The sequence below is a fragment of the Devosia sp. CN2-171 genome (assembly GCF_049354815.1).
GTDB lineage: Bacteria > Pseudomonadota > Alphaproteobacteria > Rhizobiales > Devosiaceae > Devosia_A.
Genome location: NZ_CP186479.1, coordinates 1,403,516 through 1,425,154, shown reverse-complemented (window position 1 = coordinate 1,425,154; position 21,639 = coordinate 1,403,516). Strand labels below are relative to the sequence as shown.

General features: G+C 65.6%; 25 protein-coding genes. 15 read left to right on the top strand and 10 right to left on the bottom strand.

Annotation, left to right across the window (positions count from 1 at the left end; genetic code table 11):
• The first annotated feature begins 51 nt into the window (after window positions 1–51).
• From mbhE to ACOYW5_RS07085, 10 genes are all read left to right on the top strand, one after another.
• Entirely contained in the window at window positions 52–2,415 is a 2,364-nt protein-coding gene (gene mbhE / locus ACOYW5_RS07130; protein WP_423068556.1) for a hydrogen gas-evolving membrane-bound hydrogenase subunit E, read from the top strand.
• The gene (locus ACOYW5_RS07125) at window positions 2,412–2,834 is read left to right on the top strand and encodes a Na+/H+ antiporter subunit B (RefSeq protein WP_423068555.1); all 423 of its coding nucleotides are present in this window, start codon (window positions 2,412–2,414) and stop codon (window positions 2,832–2,834) included. The genes mbhE and ACOYW5_RS07125 overlap by 4 nt, the downstream gene beginning before the upstream one ends.
• Window positions 2,834–3,208: a Na+/H+ antiporter subunit C gene (locus tag ACOYW5_RS07120; RefSeq protein ID WP_423068554.1), complete on the top strand. Its 375-nt coding sequence runs from the start codon at window positions 2,834–2,836 to the stop codon at window positions 3,206–3,208. The genes ACOYW5_RS07125 and ACOYW5_RS07120 overlap by 1 nt, the downstream gene beginning before the upstream one ends.
• Window positions 3,208–4,785: a proton-conducting transporter membrane subunit gene (locus tag ACOYW5_RS07115; protein ID WP_423068553.1), complete on the top strand. Its 1,578-nt coding sequence runs from the start codon at window positions 3,208–3,210 to the stop codon at window positions 4,783–4,785. The genes ACOYW5_RS07120 and ACOYW5_RS07115 overlap by 1 nt, the downstream gene beginning before the upstream one ends.
• Complete coding sequence (locus tag ACOYW5_RS07110; RefSeq protein ID WP_423068552.1) at window positions 4,782–5,261, top strand: Na+/H+ antiporter subunit E; 480 nt, start codon at window positions 4,782–4,784, stop codon at window positions 5,259–5,261. The genes ACOYW5_RS07115 and ACOYW5_RS07110 overlap by 4 nt, the downstream gene beginning before the upstream one ends.
• Window positions 5,258–5,566: a monovalent cation/H+ antiporter complex subunit F gene (locus ACOYW5_RS07105; RefSeq protein WP_423068551.1), complete on the top strand. Its 309-nt coding sequence runs from the start codon at window positions 5,258–5,260 to the stop codon at window positions 5,564–5,566. The genes ACOYW5_RS07110 and ACOYW5_RS07105 overlap by 4 nt, the downstream gene beginning before the upstream one ends.
• Window positions 5,563–5,889: a monovalent cation/H(+) antiporter subunit G gene (gene mnhG / locus ACOYW5_RS07100; RefSeq protein WP_423068550.1), complete on the top strand. Its 327-nt coding sequence runs from the start codon at window positions 5,563–5,565 to the stop codon at window positions 5,887–5,889. Before ACOYW5_RS07105 ends, mnhG begins: the two co-directional genes overlap by 4 nt.
• A gap of 154 nt (window positions 5,890–6,043) precedes the next feature.
• Window positions 6,044–6,466, top strand: coding sequence for a MucR family transcriptional regulator (locus ACOYW5_RS07095; RefSeq protein WP_423068549.1), 423 nt, complete (start codon window positions 6,044–6,046; stop codon window positions 6,464–6,466).
• 128 nt (window positions 6,467–6,594) lie between these two features.
• Window positions 6,595–7,008, top strand: coding sequence for a helix-turn-helix domain-containing protein (locus ACOYW5_RS07090; protein ID WP_423068548.1), 414 nt, complete (start codon window positions 6,595–6,597; stop codon window positions 7,006–7,008).
• On the top strand, window positions 6,995–7,759 hold the full coding sequence (locus tag ACOYW5_RS07085) for a DUF6456 domain-containing protein (protein WP_423068547.1): 765 nt from the start codon (window positions 6,995–6,997) through the stop codon (window positions 7,757–7,759). Before ACOYW5_RS07090 ends, ACOYW5_RS07085 begins: the two co-directional genes overlap by 14 nt.
• A gap of 126 nt (window positions 7,760–7,885) precedes the next feature.
• On the opposite strand, the gene ACOYW5_RS07080 is transcribed toward ACOYW5_RS07085, so the two are convergent.
• Window positions 7,886–8,407, bottom strand: coding sequence for a cupin domain-containing protein (locus tag ACOYW5_RS07080; protein ID WP_423068546.1), 522 nt, complete (start codon window positions 8,405–8,407; stop codon window positions 7,886–7,888).
• Window positions 8,408–8,425: 18 nt separating this feature from the next.
• Entirely contained in the window at window positions 8,426–9,358 is a 933-nt protein-coding gene (locus ACOYW5_RS07075; RefSeq protein ID WP_423068545.1) for an NADP-dependent oxidoreductase, read from the bottom strand.
• Window positions 9,359–9,450: 92 nt separating this feature from the next.
• On the opposite strand from ACOYW5_RS07075, the gene ACOYW5_RS07070 reads away from it, so the two are divergent.
• Complete coding sequence (locus ACOYW5_RS07070; RefSeq protein ID WP_423068544.1) at window positions 9,451–10,326, top strand: LysR family transcriptional regulator; 876 nt, start codon at window positions 9,451–9,453, stop codon at window positions 10,324–10,326.
• A gap of 18 nt (window positions 10,327–10,344) precedes the next feature.
• Here ACOYW5_RS07070 and add read toward each other — a convergent pair whose 3' ends face one another.
• The 7 genes from add to ACOYW5_RS07035 all read right to left on the bottom strand — a co-directional run bounded on the left by add (window position 10,345) and on the right by ACOYW5_RS07035 (window position 15,305).
• On the bottom strand, window positions 10,345–11,361 hold the full coding sequence (gene add / locus ACOYW5_RS07065) for an adenosine deaminase (RefSeq protein ID WP_423068543.1): 1,017 nt from the start codon (window positions 11,359–11,361) through the stop codon (window positions 10,345–10,347).
• Between the two features lie 172 nt (window positions 11,362–11,533).
• Window positions 11,534–12,466, bottom strand: a complete 933-nt coding sequence (locus ACOYW5_RS07060) for a hypothetical protein (protein ID WP_423068542.1) — start codon at window positions 12,464–12,466, stop codon at window positions 11,534–11,536.
• A 158-nt stretch (window positions 12,467–12,624) separates the two neighbouring features.
• The gene (locus ACOYW5_RS07055; RefSeq protein ID WP_423068541.1) at window positions 12,625–12,963 is read right to left on the bottom strand and encodes a YciI family protein; all 339 of its coding nucleotides are present in this window, start codon (window positions 12,961–12,963) and stop codon (window positions 12,625–12,627) included.
• Window positions 12,964–13,092: 129 nt separating this feature from the next.
• A complete protein-coding gene (locus ACOYW5_RS07050) occupies window positions 13,093–13,953 on the bottom strand; it encodes a hypothetical protein (RefSeq protein WP_423068540.1) in 861 nt (286 codons plus the stop codon).
• Window positions 13,954–14,026: 73 nt separating this feature from the next.
• Complete coding sequence (locus tag ACOYW5_RS07045; protein WP_423068539.1) at window positions 14,027–14,449, bottom strand: SufE family protein; 423 nt, start codon at window positions 14,447–14,449, stop codon at window positions 14,027–14,029.
• A gap of 32 nt (window positions 14,450–14,481) precedes the next feature.
• Window positions 14,482–14,808, bottom strand: a complete 327-nt coding sequence (locus ACOYW5_RS07040; protein WP_423068538.1) for an NIPSNAP family protein — start codon at window positions 14,806–14,808, stop codon at window positions 14,482–14,484.
• Between the two features lie 200 nt (window positions 14,809–15,008).
• On the bottom strand, window positions 15,009–15,305 hold the full coding sequence (locus ACOYW5_RS07035; RefSeq protein WP_423068537.1) for a hypothetical protein: 297 nt from the start codon (window positions 15,303–15,305) through the stop codon (window positions 15,009–15,011).
• Window positions 15,306–15,664: 359 nt separating this feature from the next.
• On the opposite strand from ACOYW5_RS07035, the gene ACOYW5_RS07030 reads away from it, so the two are divergent.
• The 3 genes from ACOYW5_RS07030 (at window position 15,665) to ACOYW5_RS07020 (ending at window position 19,179) form a co-directional block, all read left to right on the top strand.
• Window positions 15,665–17,443, top strand: coding sequence for a PAS domain-containing sensor histidine kinase (locus tag ACOYW5_RS07030; protein ID WP_423068536.1), 1,779 nt, complete (start codon window positions 15,665–15,667; stop codon window positions 17,441–17,443).
• Complete coding sequence (locus ACOYW5_RS07025; protein WP_423068535.1) at window positions 17,440–18,771, top strand: peptidoglycan-binding protein; 1,332 nt, start codon at window positions 17,440–17,442, stop codon at window positions 18,769–18,771. Before ACOYW5_RS07030 ends, ACOYW5_RS07025 begins: the two co-directional genes overlap by 4 nt.
• A 78-nt stretch (window positions 18,772–18,849) precedes the next feature.
• The gene (locus ACOYW5_RS07020) at window positions 18,850–19,179 is read left to right on the top strand and encodes a DUF1491 family protein (RefSeq protein WP_423068534.1); all 330 of its coding nucleotides are present in this window, start codon (window positions 18,850–18,852) and stop codon (window positions 19,177–19,179) included.
• 153 nt (window positions 19,180–19,332) lie between these two features.
• Here ACOYW5_RS07020 and ACOYW5_RS07015 read toward each other — a convergent pair whose 3' ends face one another.
• On the bottom strand, window positions 19,333–20,478 hold the full coding sequence (locus ACOYW5_RS07015; protein ID WP_423068533.1) for a DUF2336 domain-containing protein: 1,146 nt from the start codon (window positions 20,476–20,478) through the stop codon (window positions 19,333–19,335).
• Between the two features lie 350 nt (window positions 20,479–20,828).
• Here ACOYW5_RS07015 and ACOYW5_RS07010 point away from each other — a divergent pair, with 350 nt between their 5' ends.
• Window positions 20,829–21,638, top strand: a complete 810-nt coding sequence (locus tag ACOYW5_RS07010; protein WP_423068532.1) for a hypothetical protein — start codon at window positions 20,829–20,831, stop codon at window positions 21,636–21,638.
• The last annotated feature ends 1 nt before the right edge of the window (window position 21,639 follow it).

Genomic DNA, 21,639 nt, shown 5'->3' with positions numbered 1-21,639 from the left:
CACCGGTTAAGGTTCCCAACAGAGCGAATCCCAGCGGGAGGCGGACCCGGGTTGGCGGCGACACCCGACATCGTGGTGTTGATCGTGGTGCTGCTGCCCTTCGTGGCCGCGGTGCTGGCGCCGTTCATTTATCGATATGCGCGGGACTGGACCGGCTGGATCGTCGCGTTCGTGCCGGCCGCTGGCTTTGTCGCGCTGCTGACGCTGGTGGATCAGATCTCGACCGGCGGGGCCATCCGCGTCGCCTGGCCCTGGGCCCCGTCGTGGGGGCTCGACCTGAGCTTCCTCGTCGATGGGCTGAGCCTCACCTTTGCTCTGACCATCGCAGGGATCGGGACGTTCATCCTGCTCTATTCCGGGGCTTATCTCAAAGGCCACAGGCAAGGGTTGTTCCTCGGTTACCTGCTGGCCTTCATGGGGGCGATGCAGGGGCTGGTGCTGGCCGACAATCTCGTGGCGCTCTACCTGTTCTGGGAACTAACCTCGGTCGCTTCCTTCCTGCTCATCGGCTTCGATCACACCCGGCAGGCGGCTCGGCGCGCGGCGATCCAGGCGCTGGTGGTGACTGCGTTGGGGGGATTGGCGCTGCTGGCGGCGGGTGTCGTGATCTACTCGGTGACCGGCAGCTGGAACCTCAGCGATGCCGGGGGGCTAAGGGGAGCGGGCTATCCCTTGCTGGTAGGGCTGGTGCTGCTCGCGGCCTTCACCAAATCGGCGCAGGTGCCGTTCCATTTCTGGCTGCCCAACGCCATGGAGGCACCGACGCCGGTGTCGGCCTATCTCCACTCGGCGACCATGGTGCAGGGCGGCGTCTATCTCGTAGCCCGCATGACGCCGCACCTCGGTGGTGAGCCGATCTGGAACACGACGCTGATGGTGTTCGGCGGCGTGACGCTGCTGTGGGGCGCAGTGCTGGCGCTGCGCCAGACCGACCTCAAGCAGATGCTGGCGCAGACGACGCTGGCGTCACTCGGGCTGCTGATGCTGCTACTGGGCGCAGGCACTGAAGTCGCGGTGACGGCGGCGGTGCTCTATTTTCTCGCCCACGCGCTTTACAAGGCGGCGCTGTTCCTCGTTGCAGGCGCTATCGATCATGGTACCGGCACGCGCGACATCACCGCGCTCGGCGGGCTGCGCGACACGATGACCGTGACTTTCATCGGCACCATCATGGCGACGGTGGCGATGGTCGGGCTGCCTCCATTGCTCGGCTTTTTCGCCAAGGAGGAGATGTACGCGGCGCTGGCGCTGGGGCAGATGCAGCCACTCATCGCGCTTGCCGCGCTGGTGATCGGCAACGCGCTGCTCGGCGCCATCGGGCTCGCCATCCTGATCAAGCCGTTCATGGGCGAGGTCCTGCCGACCCCGATCGAGGCGCATGAGGCGCCGGTGGCGATGCTGGCGGGGCCGATCGTCCTCGGCGCGCTGGGGATTGTGCTGGGGTTCGTACCGACCCTCGCTGGGGAACTGCTGGTGGCGCCGGCAACTTCGGCGATCCTCGCCAATGACGTGGCGACGCACCTCAAGTTCGGCATCGATCTTTTTGGGTGGCCGTTCTGGCTGTCGGTCGCGACTTGGGCACTGGCCCTGGGTGTGTTCCTGCGGCTCGATGTTGGCCGCGCGTTGCTGAGGCGGCTCGAGGGCAGGCTGGGCTGGAACTTCGACAAGGGATTCGACGCGGCCTATTTCGGCATCGTGCGGCTTGCCGGCCTCGTGACGCGGCTGCTGCACCATGGGCGGCTGGAGCTGTACCTGCTGGTGATATTCGTGCTGCTGGCCGCCGCGGTACTCGCGCCGCTTTGGCTGATGGACGGGCTGCCGGCCTGGCCGCGGAGAATGAATCTCACTTTCTACGAATGGGGTGTGCTGGGGCTGGCGGCGGTCGGTGTGGCGACGGTGGTCCTTGCACGGAACCGGCTGTTCGCTATCCTCGCGCTGGGCGTGCAGGGGCTGGCGGTGGCGCTGCTGTTCATCCTCGTCGGTGCGCCCGATCTCGGCTTCACCCAGTTCATGGTGGAGATCCTCTCCGTCGTGATCCTGGCGCTGGTGATGACGCGCCTCGATCTCGATACGACCGACAGGCGGCCGCTCGAGGACTGGGTGCGAGATGGGTCCGTCGCCTTGCTGTGCGGAGTGGCGGTGACCGGGCTGCTGTGGGCGGTGCTGGACTGGCCGCTCGACCTGCGGCTGTCGGACTTCTTCAACGCCAACTCGGTGCCGGTGGCGCATGGGCACAACGTCGTCAACGTCATCCTCGTCGACTTCCGCGGGCTTGATACGCTGGGCGAGATTGCCGTCGTGATGACGGCTGGCATTGCCGCGCTGGCTCTGATCCGCGGTGTGCGACGGAAAGCGTCCGAGCCCGTCGAACCGCCCGCTGCGCCCAAGCGCTCCAGGCGAAAGGCGGCGGCATGAATACGCTGATCTTCCGCACCGTTGCGCCGCTGCTGACCGCCGTGATGCTGGTGTTTTCGGTGTTCGTGCTACTGCGCGGACACAACGAGCCGGGCGGCGGCTTCATCGGCGGGCTGATCGCCGCGTCGGCGCTGGCGATCTACGGCATGGCGATGGGCGAGGAGGCGGCGCGCCGGGCGCTGCGGGTGCATCCGGTCTCGATCGCCGGGTTTGGCCTCGCGCTAGCGGCACTCGCAGGGATGCTGTCGATCGCCTTCGATTTGCCGTTCTTGACTGGGCTGTGGGCGACGCTGCCCATGGGCGACGCCGAGGTAACGCTGTCGACGCCCATGGTGTTCGATATCGGGGTGTACCTGGTGGTGTTCGGGACGATCAGCGCCATTGCGCTGGCGCTCGAGGCGGACGAGGAGGGCGACTGATGGACCATGTCGTTGCCGTTCTCGCCGGATTGCTGATCGCCGCCGGCATCTACATGCTGCTCTGTCGCGCGCTAATCCGCATGCTGCTGGGGCTGACGCTGCTGGGGAACGGCGTGAACCTCGTGATCCTCGTTGCCGGCCGGCTGGGACGGATCGTGCCGCCGATTGCCGAGGGCACGGGCGCGCCGCTCGTCGATGCCGCCAACCCGCTGCCGCAGGCACTGATCCTCACGGCCATCGTCATCGGCTTTGCCATGTTCGCGTTCCTCTTGGTGCTGGCCTATCGCGCCTACCAGTCGCTCGAGGCCGACGACACCGACCGGATGCGCCTCGCCGAGCCGCCGGGCCGGCCCAAGCCGCCGATGAGCTACTGATGCCCGGCGTGCTGCAGGACTTCGCGACTTACCCCATGGACTGGCTAGTGATCCTGCCGGTGATCCTGCCGCTCGCCGGAGCGGCGGTGCTGCTGATGCTGCGCGAGGCGCGAGAGGCGCAGTATGCGCTGGCGCTGGCCGTGGTGGGTGCAGTGCTCGTGTCGGGCATCGCGCTGGCCCTGCGCGTCGGCGAGACGGGGCCCGTGTCGATGACGATGGGGCGCTGGCTGCCGCCCTTCGGCATCAGCTTCACCGCCGATATCGTGAGCGCGGCCTTTGCGCTGGTCGCGGCCAGCGTGACGCTGGCGGTGCTGATCTACATCCGGCTCGACATGCCGGACCGGGCGCGGCGGGATGGCGTCTACCCACTGATCCTGCTGTTGCTCGCCGGTGTGAGCGGCGCTTTCCTCACGGGTGATCTGTTCAACCTCTACGTCTGGTTCGAGGTGATGTTGATCGCCAGCTTCGGGCTGCTGGTGCTGGGCGGGCGCAACATCCAGCTCGACGGCACGGTGAAGTACGGCTTCCTCAACTTCATAGCGACGACGATCTTCCTGCTGTCGCTGGGCCTGCTCTACGGGACACTGGGCACGCTCAACATGGCCGATATCGTGGCCCGCGCGGCGACGGCCGACGTGGCAGTGATGACGTCGATTGCCATGCTGCTGCTGCTCGCTTTCGGCATCAAGGCGGCGGCTTTCCCGGTCAATGCCTGGCTGCCGGCGAGCTACCACGCGCCGCCGGTGGCGATCTCGGCGCTGATGGCGGGGCTGCTCACCAAGGCCGGTGTTTACGCGCTGCTGCGCGTGCTGGCGATGCTGCTGCCGGCGAGCCGAGATATGCTCGAACCGGTGCTCGCGGTTGTCGCGGTGGCGACGCTGATCCTCGGCCCGCTTGGAGCGATTGCCGAGACCAACCTGCGGCGCGCACTGGGCTTTCTCGTCATCGGCGGGATCGGGGCGAGTGTCGCCGGTCTTGCTCTGGCGGACGAGGCGGGGCTGGCGGGTGCGGCAACCTATGTGCTGCACGCGATGCTGACCATGACGGCGCTCTACATGGTGGCGGGCCTCATCGAGGCAGTCACCGGGGAAATGGACACGCGCCGCATGGGCGGGCTCTATGCGGCAGCGCCGGGGCTTGCGGTACTGTTCTTCGTGCTGATGCTGGCCGTGTCGGGCGTTCCGCCCTTCCTTGGCTTCTGGCCCAAGCTGCTACTCGTTCAAGGCGGCATCTCGGCCTGGGGATTGGGGCGTGACGGCTGGGCGCTGGCCTTGTGGATCGCGGTGCTGGTCAATGCGCTGCTGACCCTGATCGCCGGCAGCCGGCTTTGGGCCCATATTTTCTGGCGGGCGGGACACGAGGGCGCGGTGACGGAGGCGCCCAATCCCAATCTGAAGCGGCTGGACCGCCGCGCGGTCTGGCTCGGTCTCGCGCCTGCCGGGGTGTTGACCGCTGCGGTGCTGGTGCTCGGCTTGTGGCCGGAGCCGCTGCTGGCGTTCGGCAAGGCCGCTTCTGCGGCGCTGATGCATCCGGCCGACTACATCGCTGCCACCGGCCTCGAGGGAGCGCGTCCATGAGCGTCATCCTGCTGACCATCGTCCTCGCCCTCGGCTGGGCCGCCGCCACCGGCAGCTTCAGCCTGCCGAACCTGCTACTCGGCGCGGCGGTGAGCGGGCTCAGCCTGTTCGTCGTCCGCCAGTTCGTGTCGTCGCCGCGGCTGTTGCCGCGCGCGGCGCGCTTCGTCGGGCTGGCCTGGACCTTTCTCGTCGAACTGGTGTTGAGCGCCCTGCGGGTGGCGCGGCTGGTGATCCGCCCGGACGTGAACGCGCATATCCGGCCGGCCATCGTGGCGTTTCCGCTGACGGCGAAGACCGATGCCGAGATCACACTGCTCGCCAACCTGATCACGCTAACCCCGGGGACGCTGAGCGTCGACGTGTCGAAGGACTGCCGGTTCCTCTACATCCACGTCATCCACCTGACCGACCGGGACGCCTTCATCCGCGAGCTAGCCTCAGGCTTCGAACGGCAGGTGACGGAGGCGTTGCGATGAGCGGGGCTGTGGCACTGCAAGTGGCGAGCCTCGTCGCCATCGGGCTGCTGGTGGTGGCGCTCTTCCTCACCGTGATTCGTCTGATCCGCGGACCGAACCTCGGCGACCGCATTCTGGCGCTGGATCTGATCACTGTGCTGGGCGCCGGCTTCATCGGCACCATCGCGGTGCTGACTGGCTTTTCGCTCTATATCGACATCGCCATCGCGCTGGCGCTCGTGAGCTTTCTCTCCACCGTGGCGTTGGCGCGTTATCTGTTCCTGCGGGCCAGCCGCAAGCAACAGGGGGAGGGCGGGGCACCATGATAGAGGAACTCGCGAGCTACCTCGCGGCGTTGCTGGTTGTCGCCGGCGCCGGATTCAGCCTGATCGCGGCGATCGGCGTGCTGCGATTGCCTGATCTCTACACGCGCCTCCACGCCGCATCCAAGGCCGGGGCGATCGGCGCCGGGCTGATATTCCTCGCTGTGGCGGTCGCTTCGCTCGATGGCGCGGTCATCCTGCGGTCGCTGCTCGGGATCATCTTCCTGCTGTTGTCCACGCCTGTTTCGGCTCATCTGCTGGCCCGTGCGGCATATCGAAGCGGCGAAGCGCCTACGGCCGCAACGACTGTTGACGATTTGCAGTGATGCCTTTGGCTAATTGCACATTATTGCCGCAAACGAATAGTTATACACAGATGTGGGCGTTGCTATTGCTTTTGCAGTGCAGCGGTTCTACAGAACCAGTCTCCGGCGAGGATGCCACCTCCTTTGCCCGAGTTACCGCAGAAAAGGACCCGAAATGAACGATATCACCAGCGGCAATGCCGTGGCTGACAACGATCTCATCGATCTCAGCGCGGACATCGTCTCCGCCTATGTTAGCCACAATGCCCTGAGCGTCACCGACCTGCCCAAGCTGATTGGCGACGTGCACACGGCGCTGAAGAATCTGCAGTCCAACGTCGTCGTCGAGCCGGCCGAAGAGCTGAAGCCTGCCGTGCCCGTCCGCAAGTCGGTCGCGCCGGACTTCATCATCTGCCTCGAGGACGGCAAGAAGTTCAAGTCGCTGAAGCGGCACCTGCGCACGCACTACAACCTCTCGCCGGAAGAATACCGCGAGAAGTGGGGCCTGCCGGCCGACTACCCGATGGTCGCCCCGAACTACTCGGCGACCCGGTCGCGCCTCGCCAAGGACAATGGTCTCGGCCGCAAGGCTGCCTGACCGATCCGGCATCGATTTTCCTTAAGTGGCCGTCCTAACAGGGGCGGCCACTTTGCTTTTAGCCAGACTTATCCCCGCACCCCCGATTGCCCGATATAGGAATATCGTCCTATGTTGAGGAGGCGGCGATGCGAAGCGTACTGGCACAGGCGGGCGAAGCCCCCGCACCGAGGCGGCGGCCGAATGGCAAGGTTCTGCGGTTCAATCCGCAGCGCGCCGATGCCCGTGGCTGGCGGCTGGTGGAACTGGTTGCGGCGGCGCGAGGGCTGAACGCCACCGCCCTGATGGGGCCGGACCGCGGTAAGGCCGATATCGCGCTGGCCCGGCAACTGGCCATGTACCTGATGCACACCCATTACAGCCGGATCTACTCCGAGGTTGGCCGCTTCTTCGGCCGCGACCGTACGACGGTGTCGCATGCCTGCGGGCTGATCGAGGAGATGCGCGAGGAGGTCGTCTTCGACGCCAGCGTGGCGCAGCTCGAAGCGGAGCTCTCCGGCGAGGCCATGGCGGAGCGGGAGGCCTCTCATGCCGCGCGCTAGCAAGGCGGCCCTGCGCTTCGTCCGCGCCCTGATCGGGGGCGAAGGCGCCGAGAGCGAGGGCGAGGTGTTCGCGACGGTTGCCAATGGTGCGCGGGTGACTCTGCCGGCGCCGGAGGTACGGGACCTCGTGGGTCATGGAGCGATCGACGGCGATGACCGGGCATGCCGCGCCAATACAGCAACGGCGCAATGGCTGAAGCGGCAGTTGCTCGATGCCGATGCCTTTGCGGCGCAGCACCGGGTGGAGGCTCCGGCACCGGACGGCGCCACGCTCAACCTCGCCGAAAGTCCGCTCGCGCGGCTTGCCGCAGCAGGGCCGGAAGGGGAAGCCTTCCTGCGCCCGCACCAGGTCGAGGCCGGCGAGCGCCTCCGCCGCCTCGTCGAACGAGCACAACTGCAACCGCGGCTGACCATGAGTTACTCGGGAGCGCACACGGCCGGCGGCACAGGCGCGAGCCACGCAGCGGAGATCGGCGATATGGCGGCAGAAGCTCGCAGGACGCTGGCCGACCTCTACCGCCAGTTGCCGCGCGATTGCGCCGAGGTCGTGCTGGACATCTGCGGCTTCGGCAAGGGCTTGCAGCAGGTCGAGACCGAGCGCGGCTGGCCGCGGCGCAGCGCAAAACTGGTGCTGCGCATCGGTCTCGACCGGCTGGCCGAGATCTACGGGCTGAGCGAGGCGGCGACCGGAGCGGAAATCACGCGGCGGCGGGCGTGGATGGATGGAGCGCGGGTGGCGATGTTCGGGTGAGGGAGCGGTGGTCGGTCGTTTGCCGGGTGCGCTTCTCGTCTGTGGGGGAGTGCCTGCCACGCGCGAGAAGCGGCCATTGCGCAAGTTCGCAAGGACCGCTTTGCCGGGTGACAGACAACCTCAGGATTAAGGTGGCAGGAACTCGCTGTGAAAGCGGGCGGCGTTGGTGAGTATTATGTTGCGCAGCTCGGCCATTCTCTCCGGGCTCGGTGGGGTCGGTGGCGTTGTGCGACCGGCAAGCGGCTCTCCGGCCAGCTTGAAGAACTCCTCCTGGCCGGCCGGCGTGCAGAAGCACAGGAAGCGGGCCGGGGTGGCTGAGGCGACGCGGAAGACGTGCGGGGCATTGGCGGGGATGTTGATCGACTGTCCGGGTCCGATGCGATGCGCCTCGCCCCGAAACGTAACGTCCAGCTCGCCTTCGAGGATGTAGAACATCTCCTCGAAGTCGTGCCGATGCGGCGGCGGACCGCCGGAGGGCACATACATGTCGATCAACGTGTAGCGTCCGCCCGACTGCTCACCCGAGATCAGGATGGTGTAGGTACCGGCACCGACGCCAAGATGCATGAGGCCGGGGTCGTCGGCGTGAACGATGGTGGCTTTCCGGCTCAGGTCGTCCGGCCGCAAAACCGCGGTGTTGTCGGTCATTCTCAAAGTTCCTTTTCGTCAGGCGAGGGTGAGGTCGGCGACGGCCTTGCCGGGCCCGTGCCCGATACGGTTGCGTTCGACTGCGGCCGGCACGGCAGAGAGGGGAACCGTCTCGGAAATCGTGACCGACAGCTCGCCGGAAGCCGCTGCATCGGCGAGGCGACTGAGCCGGGCGGTGTCGGGCTGCATCATGAACGCGATGCCGCGCCTGCCATCGCTCCGGGGTGCGGCCACGTCGAACCGTGCTGAGCTGACCAGCGCGCCGCCTTCGCGGAGCACCCGCCACGACCGATCCGGAGCATCAGCGCCCGCGAGGTCGATCACCAGATCGGCGTCCTTAGTAATGTGCTCGAACTTCTCGCCGACCCGGTCGATGACGATGTCGACACCCAGCCCGAGCAAATGGCCTCGGCTGCTGGGCGAGGCAGTGGCAATGACCGTCAGTCCAAGTTGCTTGGCCAACTGCACCAGCAGGGTGCCGACGCCGCCCGATGCGCCGTGAACGAGCACGGTCAGCCCCGGCTTTGGCGCGCCCGCCGCATGCAGCATCTGCCAGGCCGTCAGCCCAGCGACCGGTAGGGCGGCAGCGAACTGGTCCGTGAGCACGGCAGGGGTTGGCGCCAGAAGCGCTTCGGGCACCGCCACGTAATCGGCATAGGCGCCCGAGCCGGGTGCAGTGAGACCGAAGACCCGGTCGCCAACAGCGAAACGGCTGCCCGGCGCCGCTGCGTAGACTTCGCCCGCCAGTTCAAGCCCAAGCACGGTCGGGAACACGGTTGGCATCGCGTCCTTGAGGTAGCCTTCGCGGATTTTCCAGTCGAGGCCGTTAATGCCGGCGGACGTCACGCGAACGACGACGAGCCCGGGCTTCGCTTCGGGGATGGGGGTGGATGAAATCTCGAGGGCATCGGCGCCGCCAAACCTGGTGAGGCTAATGGTACGGTTTGTCATGTCGTTTCTCCTTCGACACGAACAAGCTGGTGTGTTTCACTCCTGATATTCAGAGGCCAAAATCGAAACTAGGGGTATCAAATTTGGAACAGATGGATTTGGGGGCTCTGGCTGACTTCGTGCTCGTTGCCTCGCATGGGGGACTTGGCAAGGCAGCGAGAAGCACCGGGCGCTCGAAGGCCACGCTGTCGCGCAAGGTGGCTGAACTCGAGCAGGCCTTGCAGGTTCGGCTGGTCGACCGGGGAGCGCAGCATCTTCGGCTGACCGAGGCAGGCGCAGCGCTATTCGCCAGGACGCGGGGGCTACTCGGCGAAGTTGTCCAGGCCGGCGACGACATCAGGAATGGTGGCGGGCAGCTCTCCGGGCTTCTGCGGATTTCCGCCCCGGTGCTGTTTTCGCACGTCGCGCTCAGCCGGCTCGCGGCGGCGTTCTCGAAGATCCACCCCCGGCTGCAGATCGAGATCAATGCCGAGGACCGCTTCGTGGACCCGATCGAGGAGGGCTACGACCTGGTCGTCCGAACCAACCCCAAGCCGACGGAGGCCATGGTCGGCCGTCGGCTCTTTACCGACGAACTGGTTCTTGTTGCACCGCCGGATACCGAGCGGCCCGAAGATGGCGGCGAGGTCCCGGCCGTCTTGATGAGCCGCGTCGGCGAGGTGCGGCCGTGGCAGGTCGAGACTGACCGTGGTGAAATGACCTACCTACCGCTGCCGGTACTTCGCCTCTCCTCGATCCTCATGGTCCGCGAGGCCGTCAGGGCAGGGGCCGGGGCAGCCATCCTGCCTTTGTCGCTGGTCGGCAAGGATATCGCGGCCGGAACCCTGACCCGTTGGGGCCGCGTGCTCAACCGGCCTGTCGAGGTCTGGATCCTGCACGCATCGCAGCGACTATCGAGCCCCAAGGTGACTGCCTTCGCCGCCTTTCTGGCGGAGCAGTTTCCGAACGGCGTTCTTGAGCTGGACTAGCCGCAGGGAAGCTGGCCGTTACGACTGCCAGCGGGCTAACGCGGACTTCAGGTGCGCCTTCACGTCGGCATTGGCGAAGCTCGCGTCGATGGAGGTTCGTGCAATGTCGCGCAGCGTCTCGTCGCTCCACCCGAAGGCGGTGGCCGCCAGTTCGTATTCGCTTGGCAGATTTGTCAGCAACAGGCTCGGATCGTCGGTGTTGACCGATACTTTGACGCCCGCCTTGCGGAGCTGCTCGATCGGATGGGCTTCGATGGAGGGGTAGAGGTTGAGCGTGAGGTTCGAGGTGGGGCAGACGCCCAGCGGGATGCCGCGTTCCGCGAGCAGCGCCACCACGCCCTCGTCCTCGATGGCGCGAACGCCGTGGTCGATGCGCTCTGCGCCGAGGAGCTCAACGGCATCGCGAACGCCTTCCGGTCCGCTCGACTCGCCCGCATGGACGGTACGCCGCAAGCCGGCATCGGCGGCCCGCCGGTAGGCCTCGGCAAAGCGTGGGCCGGTGCGCCCTGCAGTCGCCTCGTTGCCGTCGACCGACAGGGCAACCACCCGCGGATGGCGCCAGGTGATGAGGTCTTCGACGAGCTCCACCGATTCCGCGGCGGTCTGCGTACGGAGCAGGCTGATGCACAAGCCGACGGGCGGAAGTCCGTCCTGCGCGGCGGCGGTGAACCCTGCATCGAGAGCGTCGATCAACTCCCTGGTGCGGCCCCGCCATGCGGCCCAGTGGGTGGGATTGATGATCAGGTCGGCGTAGCCGGTGCCGTCCGCCGCCAGGTGCTGGCAGAAGCCGTAAGCCATTTCGGCGAGGCGCTCGCGAGTGCTGGCGAGGCCGCAGGCCCAATCGAGAAACTCGAGCATGTCGGCGAGGCTGTTGAAGGCGAAAAGCTGCTCTCGCGGCCGCGGCATCGGAACGCCAGCCTGCTTTGCCCAATTCTCGAGGGTATCCGGCCTGAAGCAGCCCTCGAGGTGAACATGCACCTCCGCCTTGGGCAGTGTACGAAAGGATGCGCCATTATCGGTGCCGTCTCGCCCCATTGGCGTTGCTCCTCGCTGTGGGGGGCGTCGACCTCGTTTCGCCTCTGATCAAGGCGAGGGACGACCGGCGGCCATAATGTCAAACTGGCGCAGGAAAGATACAGCGCGACGACTGCGTTGTTGGTCGTCAAACCTTGGGGCAGCAGTTACCTGCCTGCAGCATCCACATCGGTCAGCAAGTGTCGGCGCAATACCCGTTGGCGACGTGGGCGGCCACAAAGGCATCGGCGACAAGCGAATAGCCGACGTTCGTAAGGTGAACGAGATCGACGCGCAGGGACCGGGGCACGATGCCCTTCGCGATGTCCTTGGCATCTTCCGGGGAGCCGTCTCCAGCCGCCATTAATACGGCCAGAACGTCGACATACTTCGAGCCGTAGATGGTGCGGAGCTTCTCGTTCGTTTCGAGCAGCGCCGCGATCGACTTCGGACTTTGCTCGGCGCTCGTCGTAAACCCCGCGACCAGAAAGCGTCCATCGGGCGCCAACGCGGCTATGGCGGCGATGTCCTCAAAAATCGTACGTCCCGGCGCTGTGCCGTTTCGACCCGCCCAGATCCATTGGGTACGCGTCCGATAGGTCTCAGTCGGAACGAACTGGCACGATGGGGAGCACGTCACCCGATCTCCGCGGCCGCTGCGACGAAATGAGTAGGTGTCGTCCGACGCGCGCACCAGAGCACCCGGAACCCCTCCAAGCTCGCCCTCCAGCTCTTGCCTCCCGAACTTGGTCAGGGGCCCCATCCCGTCAATTCCCGCAATGGACCTGCCGACAATCTCGACAGAGCCGACCTCGAGAATCGCCCCGTCCTTTGGAGCGAGCATAATGGGGAGAGCCCCCGCCCGGCTGGCGATGGCGGTGCTTGTCTGTCCGCCGAAGCCCATGTTGGCGACGAGTACGTGCAGACTGGAGGCGGCAACTTTCGGGTAGGGCGTACGGGCGCCATACCCCATCGTCATGCTATCACCCCAAGCGACAACATTCACCGCATCAACCTTGGCGAGCAGTTCGTCGGCCCGCTTTATGGCGTCCGACAGAGTATCCTCCTGCGCCAGCGCGCAGAACGAGAGCAGCGAGAACAGCGCGGCTAGAAGGACTTTTGGCACGGCACCTCCGAAATCGTGTTGCTGATTGGTGCCACTATCCACGTTCGGAAATGAACTAGGCAAGAGCCTCCGCCATAGTCTACGCCGTGCGGGTGCGGACGACACCCCGCGGTTATGCGCCGGCTCACAGCTTCATGGCGCCGGCAGGACCAGGGTGTTCAGTGGAACGGACGGACCTCGACCGGCGCCCGGCAGGCGACGGCGGCCTTCCGGCCCCAGTCCAGTGCCTCCTCGAAGTTGGCGGCCTCGAGAACCCAGAAGCCACCAATGTGTTCCTTGGTCTCGATATACGGCCCGTCAGTGACAAACAGCTTGCCGTCCGGCCTCACCCGCACCGATTTCGCGCTGCTGGGTGACTGCAGGCCGCCGGCGAAGACCCGTACACCAGCGGCCCGCATCTCGAGATTGAGCGCCTCGATGTCGCTGCGCGTTGCATCGTCCTCGGTGGATGGATCGAAGTCATCGGGGTGGTGAATGGCGACCAGGAATTGCGACATGGCTCTCTCCTCGAACGATCCGGGAGAGCCGTTGCCCTACCCTTTGCAACATAGTCGAACCGCGAAATCGGAGTTCGACAGACCCATGAAAGAAACTTTGGTGGCCGGACGCGGTTCCTCGGCCCCGGATCAGGGCGTCCACTTGACGCTCGCGCTCATCCCGCCGGCCCAGGCGCTGGCCTGGCGCATGGGGTCGGCGATGGCGCGGAGCAGTTGATCCGGCGTGGCGCCGAACTTCTCGACCGGGAATGGCTCGAACACGTAGCGCGGGTCGTCGGTGGGCGAGAGGTCGATGTCGGGACGTTGCAGCGGGTTCAGGAGGCCCAGTTGCGGCATGTAGATGCGCTTGGCCGTCTGCGACAGCCATGCCGCCAGCCAGACGAAACTGCTGACGGAGACGACGATATTCTGCGCGTTCCGGGTGGTCTGGAAGTCGTCGATCCAGTGGTTGCCGGAGAGGAAGCGGGCGTCGGGGAACGACTGCCGCAGGGCGTCGGCGTAAAAGCTGTGACGCGTTTGTCCGGTGAAGACCGGCCGCAGCCCGGTGCGTTCGACCAGGGCACGGTAGTAGGAGATTGGCACCGGGTTGTAGTCGCCGTGGATGCCGCCAAGGGTTTCGCCGGCCCGGACGTGCATGACCAGTTCGTCAGGCTCGGTGAACTGTCCGCCCGTAGTAGTCTGGAACAGCGCCTGGAACATGTCGCGATAGGCGGCGAAATACTCGAGGCGCATCCCGTAATACCCGATAACGACGCCGTCGCAGCCGGGCCTGCCGACCGCATCGACGACGTCGGCGATCTCGACCCTGCCGACGATCGGCTCGAGCTTGACGGGGTTCTCCGGCCGCTCGTCGCTGAGCAGGATCCCCCATTCGGGAATGCTTGCGCCGGTGATCATCGAGTCAGGGATGTGGCGCCGCAGGTGCTCGGCGAACATCATGCGGAACATCAAGTTGCCGGCATTCGCCCGCTCAACGTAGAGCTTCTTCATCGAAATCCCCTGCCCGGGGGCAGTGTTCGACAAATCCCGGCGACGGGCAAGTATTCGTCCGTGGGGAGCGAACTCAGGCGGCGGCCAGCTGCCTCGCTTCGCTCCGCATCCGGTTGACCATGGCGACGAGGCCGTTGGAGCGCTGGGTGGTGAGGTGCTCGCGCAGGCCGAGTTCGTCGAAGATGGCGATCGCGTCGGTTTCAGCGATCTGCTTGGCCGGGCGGCCGGAATAGAGGGCAATCAGAATAGCAACGAGGCCGCGGACAATCATGGCGTCGGATTCGCCGCGATAGCTCAGGTGCGTGCCGTCGTGGTTGGAGACGAGCCAGACCTGCGACACGCAGCCATGCACCTTGTTCTCGGCGTTCTTCTCGCTCTCAGCGAGCGGCGGCAGGGCCTGGCCGAGCTCGATGATGTAGCGGTACCGGTCCTCCCAGTCGTCCAGATAGGAGAGGTTTTCGGCGATTTCGGCGAAGGCGGGTGGATGGCTGGTCATGGGGGATAGATAAGCGCTTTGCCGGCCCCAGCCTAGATGGGCCGGGAGAACTTCGTGGGTGCGAGGAACTGGCTCGAGACGTTGGCGAGGATCGGGCCATCGGCTTCGGAGGCGTTGCGGGCTGCGGTCCATTCCGGATCCGAGACGAAGGCGCCCCAGCGCGCCTCGCGATCGGCCATCGATGCCCAGCGGATCATGTAAGTGAGGTCGTTGTTCGATTCGCCGATGACCGTGGTCCAGAAACCGGCCTGCTCGATCCCGTGCTTGTCCCACAGGCGCAGCGTTGCCTCCTCGAAGCGCTTGATCAGCGCCGGGAGACGGCCGGGCAGGCAGCGATAGACGCGAAGCTCGTAGATCATCGGTTTTCCTCGATTTGCGGTGCGAGAGAAACCATCACGGCAGCCGGCTGGCAAGCGCCCACAAGGTCGAAGGGACGGCCGATAAAGGGGGTGTCCCTCAAGGGGAGCAAAATAAGTGAGCCGCAGTGCGGGGCAGCGCACTGCGGCTCTGGCCAGGGATCGTGCTGGAGTAGCGTCGGGGAAGTGACGCGACCCCTGGACTAACCCATCCTGTCCGGTCTCGGTCGGGGGAGCGGAACCGGGGTATTCGACGTATCCTGCATGGGCATGTCGATGGACGGGAACTTGTTGCCGGCAAGCTCGGTGAGAGCCGCCTTGCCGCCGGCGCATTCGAAACTGCTGCAATCGCTGGCGAGGATCTGTGCCACGATGGCCTTCTGGCCGGCGTCGAGTGCGTCCTGCGAGGCGTCTGCGACACTCTTGCCCAGGTCGTAATCCTTGGGTGCGATGATGAGGAACATCACCGTCAACCAGAATGCTGACCTCAGCAGGAACATCAAACGACGCCTCTTCCCGATCGGCAGACCCGCTGCCGTTGTCAGACGAGGCTAGGCCTGCCGGCTTAAGTGCGGTTTCGGGATTTCGATAAAATTCGATGCAAATGCACCTGAGCCCACGCTTTGGGCAGGTTGCACAAGTTGCGCGGCCCTTCATCTGCGTGGGTGCAACCAAACGTTTACGCTAACCCCAGAAACCCCCGGCGCAACGCTGTGGATCAGGTGCGGAACGCCCCTCGGACCCCTTCCCCTTAAAGCGGCATTAGGCGTTGGAGTGGAAGCTCCAGCCAACAATAAGAAGGACGTCGGGGCGTTTGTTTCGAGTCATGCGTAGCCTTTGGTCATGGTTGAATGGCGTCTTGCGCACGGAGCCCGTCCGTGCCGATGGCGGCCGGCCGGACGCTTTGCGGCGTCAGGCGATAGCGACCAGTGCGCGCTGGATACTGCTCGCCGGTGCCGTCGGCATGCCTGCGGCGCTGTATGGCCTGACGCACATCCTGATCCTGCCCTTCGTACTCTGCGTCATCGGCATCGCGTCCGGCATGCTGGCGCTGGCGCTCTGCCAGCGGGGCCACTACGAGCGTGCCGCGGCGGCGCAGGTCTATGCGACGATGCTGGCCGGCCTGCTACTCACCGTGGCCGATCCGACCGTTGCCGATTTCGGTCTCGCGGTTGCCGTGCTCGGTCCGGTGCATGCCTCGCTGCTGACCCGCACGCCGGTGAAGAAGCGAGCCTGGGCGATCCTCGTCGCGGTGGTCGCCTGCGGCGTGCTTGCCCATCTGGGCATGCTGACCTGGCCGGAGCCGTTCGGCTTCGCCTATGCGCTGGTCGCCGGCCTTGCCTTCCTCGTCACCGCCGTGATCGTCGCTATGTCGGCGAACCGGCTCAACAGCGTGTTCGAGGTCTACGAGAAGGCCCAGATCAACGCTTTCCGCCACCTGATCGAGCATGTGCAGGACGCAGTGATGCGCTTCGCCGCCGATGGAACGGTGCTGTTCACCTCGCGCTCGGCCGAGAAGCTGTTCGGCTGCCGGCGCTTCGAGTTGAGCGGCAATGGCCTCGTTGAGCGCATCCACGTGATGGACCGGCCCACCTATCTTACCGCTTTCGCCGAGGCCAACCAGGACGGCGAGACCCGCCGCGTCGAAATCCGCATGCGCCGCGACGAGCCAGGCCCGTCGGCCGCCGCGCCGAAATTCGTGTGGGTCGAGGCCTCGCTGACGCCCGTGACCGACGAGGACGCTCCCGGTACCCGCAACGAAGTCGTCGTGCTGCTGCGCGATGTCACCGAGCGGCACGACTACATGAACGAGTTACAGCGGGCCCGTAAGGCCGCCGAAGAGGCTTCGAGCGCCAAGTCGCGCTTCCTCGCGACGATCGGGCATGAACTGCGCACGCCGCTCAACGCCATCGTCGGCTTCTCGGAGATGATGACGTCGGGCGTCGTGGGCGAGATGAGCCCGCAGCACAAGGAATATGCGACGCTGATCCAGCAGAGCGGGCACCACCTGATCGACGTCGTGAAGATGCTGCTCGACATGAGCCGGCTCGAGGCCGGCAAGTTCGAGCTGACCACCGAGCCGATCGCCCCCGAATCGCTGGTCGAGCCGTGCCTCAAGATGGTCGACAGCCTCGCGCGCGAGAAATCGGTGCGGCTGATGACCGACATCCCCCGCAGCCTCCCGCTGCTGATCGCCGACGAGCGCGCCTGCCGGCAGATCCTGATCAACCTGCTGTCGAACGCGGTGAAGTTCTCGAACGAGCATTCGGTCGTGACGCTCGCCATGAAGCGGCAGGGCCGCCATCTCGCAATCTCGGTGGCCGACCACGGCATCGGCATGGGCGAGGAATCGATGCTGCGCATCGGCGAGCCGTTCTTCCAGGCCCAGGATGGGCTGGCGCGCCGCTACGAGGGCACGGGACTAGGGCTTTCGATCGTGAAGGGCCTCGTTGAACTGCATGACGGAACGCTGCATGCGTCGTCGTCGCCAGGGGAGGGGACAGTGATGACTGTCTTGCTGCCGATAAACGGTCCGGAAACCAAGGTGGAGGAAACTCGCGCGGTAACGCCCCTTCACCGGGACCCGGCCAAGCAGCAAATGCCCCAATGGCACGACGAAAGAAAAAGAGCTTTATGAGCGCAGCAACCTTTGCGCACCTGCCTTTGCAGGTCGGCGGCGTCGCGTTGGCCCAGGCGGGCCAGGCGGCGCTCTGGGTCATTCAGCGCTATATGCGCGCCCCACTCACCAATTCAGCCATTGCCGCGCTCGTCGTGACATCGGCGATGGCAGGCTCGAATGCCCTCTACGGCCAGCGGCACGACCATCCGGCGCCGCTGTTCGCACCAGTCGAGGAAGTAACGACCGGCTCGATCGATTCGGAACCGGTGATTCCCCGGACGCGGCCGAAGAGCTTTGCCGTGAGCGCGCCCGCTGCGATCAAGCTCGCCAACACCCTGCAGCCGGCAGCATCGGCGGAACGCGAAGGGCCGATCGGCAACAAGGACGTGTTCGAAATCCAGCGCAAGCTGGAGCAGATGCAGTTCTTCACCGGCACCGTCGACGGCTACTATGGGCCGCAGACGGCGCAGGCGATCCGCAAGTTCGAGCAGCGCAGTGGCCTGAAGGTCACGGGCGAGTTGCGCCGTGAAACGATCGAACTGATTCTGGCCGCGCCGCTCACCACACTTGCGCCTGAAGCGGCGGCCCCGATCGCCGTCCCGAAAGTGCGCGCGCCGGAGCCGACGACGATTGTCGTCCCCAAGGCGCAGGCGGCGCCGGTCGAGAACGAGCTTCCCGCCGCAGTGCAGGTCAAGCCGCAGTCGCTGGCGGCCAATGTGAAGCCGCTGCTGCCGGTCAACTCGTCGAACCTCAAGGCAGCCGCCAAGACGACGACGGCCAAGCTTCTCGGCCGGCCCGTGCCGCAGACCCCTGAGCAGGCGCTCGATATGGCCGCCGATACGGCTGGCGACGCCATCGAGACAATCATCGACGGCGTGCAGGCCGTGGCGATGAGCTCGCCGCCGCCGAGGCCCGTATCGCAGCAGTTTGCAGCGCAAGGCAAGGTGCTGAGCACCGCCGAGGCCGCTCCCGCTGTTGCCCTGGTGCCGAAATCGCAGACCGCCAAGGTCGAGCAACTGGCGGCGCTGCCGGACAACCCGCGCGTCGGCGTGCCGCTGAAGATCGAGGAAGAAGCGCCCAAGCCCGGCGACACGATCGCCGTGCTCGATACCGCTGCGACGCCGGACCAGGTGAAGCCGATCTCGGTGACCGATCCCGTGGTGGTTGCCAAAGTCCAGCGAGGCCTTGGCAGCCTGGGCTTCCTGCATGGTCCTGCCGACGGCGTGGCCGGCGAAGCCACCGCCAAGGCGATCCGCAACTTCGAAGTCTACTTCAACTACAAGGTGACCGGCCGGATCACGCCCGAGCTGCTCGACCTGCTGGTCACCAACGGGGCAGTGATCTAGCATCAGGCTCCCGCTCCCCGAGAGGAGAAGGGACGGGGGCGGCTAGCCACGGTCGCGGTTTTGCGGCACAGGTTCGGTATGTTCCGTACCGACCTTTGGGTGTCTGGCTTCGTCAGGCGCCACAACGACATTGGCCATATCTGCGTCATCAGCCGCCGCGGCGATCCCGTGGCAGGACAGATTTTCGTCGAGGTCGATCACCTCAACGGCGAGGTGTCGCTCTTCACGCCCGCGCCCGCGACGAGCCGCATGGACGATACCGAGTCGCGGCTGTTCCAGCTGCGCTTCGACCATGTCGATCCGCTGAAGGTGCGGGAGCGGATCCTGCAGGAGCAGGATTTCGACCCGGATTTGTGGGTGGTGTCGCTCGAGATGCGGAGCGGGGAGTTGGGGTTGGAGTTCGCTTAGCCTCGCCTAGCCGAGAGAGAGACGGCCCCCTCCCGGCCTCCCCCATAAAGGGGGAGGTGAAGAGTTGAGGTTCGTTCTTCGATCGAGCCTGACACACCGGCAGGCACCCTTTTATGGGGGCGGATGGGAGGGAGCCGTCTGCTTCGGCTATCCTTAGCTCGCCGCCCGCGCCCCGATCCGTGCCAAGGCCTCGATGGCCTGATCGACCACGGGGTCGCGGTCGCGCGTCTGCGGCGGGGGCAGGCGGCGGCGGTCGGGGTCGAAGGGCTTGTACTCGGGCTTGGTCATGTCGAGGAGGTTCACCTCGCCGCGCCATGCGCTCATCAGGAAGGCTGTGGCATCGACACTGACCGTGTCGAACAGCGTCGAGAAGCTGGCGAGGGCCTTGGAGCGATCCTCGTCATGCGAGGTGGCATGGATCAGCACCTTGAGGCCGTCCTGGGCGTTGCAGCCGAAGGCGCGGAGCACGACGAACAGGGCAGCGCCCGAAGTGTCGTGAGCGATCTGCCCGCAGCGCACTTCGTCGAGGCCGGTGATCTGATGGAGGAGCTTGGTAACCTCGGGACGGCGGTTCTCCGAGAAGAGCTTCATCAGCGCGCGGGTCAACTCGCTCGTCGCGACCGACAGCTGCTCGAGCGTGCGCTTGATCGGGGCGTCGGGTGTTTCGCGCTTGGCAAAGGCGGTGATCACCTTGAGGCGATCGTTCTCGCCGAGATCGAAGAAGGCGGGGGCAAGCAGCGCGGCGTCGAAATCCTCGCGGGCAGCGAGCGACCAGGCGACCTGGTGATCCATCTGGGCCGAGCGGGCGAGAGCGCTGAGATAGGGGCCGCGCGGCACGATCGCGGTGTTGGTGGCGAGGGCGCGGTAGACCTTGCGGCTGTTCATCTGGAACAGTCGGCCGAGCACGGAGTTTGAGAGCTCGCCGCGACGGGCGATCGCGGCGCCCAGCGTGACGTCACCCGACGACAGCACTTTCAGCATCGTGCTTTCGGACAGGCGCGGGGCGGAGACGAGATAGTCCGGCAGATCGTCGCCGAGGTGCCGGACGACCAGTTCCTCGAGTTCAGGCGAGAGATCTTCGGACCGGCCGAGCGTTGCCGCGGCCTTGGCGCGCGCCGCGGGGGCGGCCGACGGGAAGAGCCGCTGGGCCAGGGCCGCAAACTGTTCCGTTTCGGCACTGGTTGGCCGTCCGCGCCGCGCGAAAGCATCGCAGGCAGCGCAAAGCAGCGTGTTCGTTCGATCAACGCCACCAGTCTCGATGAGGAGCTGGAACGTCTCGTAAGGCTGGAAACCGATCATAATTTGCCCTGAGAGGCCCCACAGATTCGAGCCTCAACCACAGGTGTGATCATTTCCCGAAATCGTTAGCGAACTGTTAACCTTGACGAACTCTTAATGGACCTTGTCGGGCTGAATGCGTCGCGCCCGATTTGCCGACGGAATGGGTCCCCGGCAACGTTTCGCCCACCCGCCGGAGGCAAGGTTGGGAAAGCTGGTTCAACTCCCCAAGCGTGGACGCATCCCGAAAACGCGCTCCCAATCGGCGGGCACGGGCGAAGTCGTGTTGTTCACAGGCATTCGTTATGAGCGGCAGGGCTCGGACCTGCCGGACAAGCCGGTCGGCGCAGCATCAGGCGGCAAGCGGCGACGTGGCTAGACGCAGGGCGGGGGCCCGGATACTTGCGCTGGCGGTAGCGCTGTTCGCGACGCCACTTACGGCGCACGAACTCGGCGATTTCGGCCGGGTGAAGCCGGGCGTACTCAACGACGACATCATCCCCAAGGCCGACAGATTCGGTCGCTGGATAACCGGGCAGCCAGTCTCGGATTTCAACATCACCGACCAGGAACAGGAGATGCACGACCGCGTCTACCGCTTCCTGATTGCGCGCCACGTCAAGGACTGGGCCTTCGATTACGAGCAGGTGGTGATGGTCGCCAGCCTGTTCAGCAAACGGTCGTCGCGCGACGACCTCTACTATATGTGGCTGACGCGGGAGCCCTATGCTTCCTCGCGCGTGCGCTACAACACCATCACCGATGATGTCGGCGCCGATGTGCTGACGCTGCCCTCGACCTTCGTCTCGATCTGCGCGGTGATCGAGGTCGACCGCCAGCGCGCGGTAGCGGCGAGCCAGCTCGATGACATCGGGCCCGAGATGATCGTGCAGATGCAGACGCGGAAGGCGGAGAATGATCTCCACATCGCCCGCTTCGTCCGGGCGCTGCGCTATCGTTACGATTCCTATGCCTATGCGCTCGACCATTTCCTGGTCGAGACGCCGCATATGGAAGCGGTGCGGGTGGATGCGGCGCTAAGCGACTACGCGATCTGGCTCGACCGCGCCGAGGCGGGGACGTTCTGCGTCGATGATGCAGCCGATTGGCTCGATGGCCGCGAGGCCCTGCCGGGCCGGATCCTGCTCGATGCCCCTAGCGAGGGCGAGTACCGGAAATAGC

Bases quoted from the DNA above. Each gene is read 5' to 3' on its own strand.
- ACOYW5_RS07085 (WP_423068547.1), top strand. From the start codon at position 6,995: ATGCCGCGCGCTAGCAAGGCGGCCCTGCGCTTCGTCCGCGCCCTGATC.
- ACOYW5_RS07095 (WP_423068549.1), top strand. From the start codon at position 6,044: ATGAACGATATCACCAGCGGCAATGCCGTGGCTGACAACGATCTCATC.
- add (WP_423068543.1), bottom strand. From the start codon at position 11,361: ATGGGGCGAGACGGCACCGATAATGGCGCATCCTTTCGTACACTGCCC.
- ACOYW5_RS07045 (WP_423068539.1), bottom strand. From the start codon at position 14,449: ATGACCAGCCATCCACCCGCCTTCGCCGAAATCGCCGAAAACCTCTCC.
- ACOYW5_RS07020 (WP_423068534.1), top strand. From the start codon at position 18,850: ATGTTCCGTACCGACCTTTGGGTGTCTGGCTTCGTCAGGCGCCACAAC.
- mnhG (WP_423068550.1), top strand. From the start codon at position 5,563: ATGATAGAGGAACTCGCGAGCTACCTCGCGGCGTTGCTGGTTGTCGCC.
- ACOYW5_RS07040 (WP_423068538.1), bottom strand. From the start codon at position 14,808: ATGATCTACGAGCTTCGCGTCTATCGCTGCCTGCCCGGCCGTCTCCCG.
- ACOYW5_RS07055 (WP_423068541.1), bottom strand. From the start codon at position 12,963: ATGTCGCAATTCCTGGTCGCCATTCACCACCCCGATGACTTCGATCCA.
- ACOYW5_RS07115 (WP_423068553.1), top strand. From the start codon at position 3,208: ATGCCCGGCGTGCTGCAGGACTTCGCGACTTACCCCATGGACTGGCTA.
- ACOYW5_RS07035 (WP_423068537.1), bottom strand. From the start codon at position 15,305: ATGTTCCTGCTGAGGTCAGCATTCTGGTTGACGGTGATGTTCCTCATC.
- ACOYW5_RS07120 (WP_423068554.1), top strand. From the start codon at position 2,834: ATGGACCATGTCGTTGCCGTTCTCGCCGGATTGCTGATCGCCGCCGGC.
- ACOYW5_RS07110 (WP_423068552.1), top strand. From the start codon at position 4,782: ATGAGCGTCATCCTGCTGACCATCGTCCTCGCCCTCGGCTGGGCCGCC.
- ACOYW5_RS07090 (WP_423068548.1), top strand. From the start codon at position 6,595: ATGCGAAGCGTACTGGCACAGGCGGGCGAAGCCCCCGCACCGAGGCGG.
- ACOYW5_RS07025 (WP_423068535.1), top strand. From the start codon at position 17,440: ATGAGCGCAGCAACCTTTGCGCACCTGCCTTTGCAGGTCGGCGGCGTC.
- ACOYW5_RS07080 (WP_423068546.1), bottom strand. From the start codon at position 8,407: ATGACCGACAACACCGCGGTTTTGCGGCCGGACGACCTGAGCCGGAAA.
- ACOYW5_RS07125 (WP_423068555.1), top strand. From the start codon at position 2,412: ATGAATACGCTGATCTTCCGCACCGTTGCGCCGCTGCTGACCGCCGTG.
- ACOYW5_RS07015 (WP_423068533.1), bottom strand. From the start codon at position 20,478: ATGATCGGTTTCCAGCCTTACGAGACGTTCCAGCTCCTCATCGAGACT.
- ACOYW5_RS07075 (WP_423068545.1), bottom strand. From the start codon at position 9,358: ATGACAAACCGTACCATTAGCCTCACCAGGTTTGGCGGCGCCGATGCC.
- ACOYW5_RS07070 (WP_423068544.1), top strand. From the start codon at position 9,451: ATGGATTTGGGGGCTCTGGCTGACTTCGTGCTCGTTGCCTCGCATGGG.
- ACOYW5_RS07105 (WP_423068551.1), top strand. From the start codon at position 5,258: ATGAGCGGGGCTGTGGCACTGCAAGTGGCGAGCCTCGTCGCCATCGGG.
- ACOYW5_RS07050 (WP_423068540.1), bottom strand. From the start codon at position 13,953: ATGAAGAAGCTCTACGTTGAGCGGGCGAATGCCGGCAACTTGATGTTC.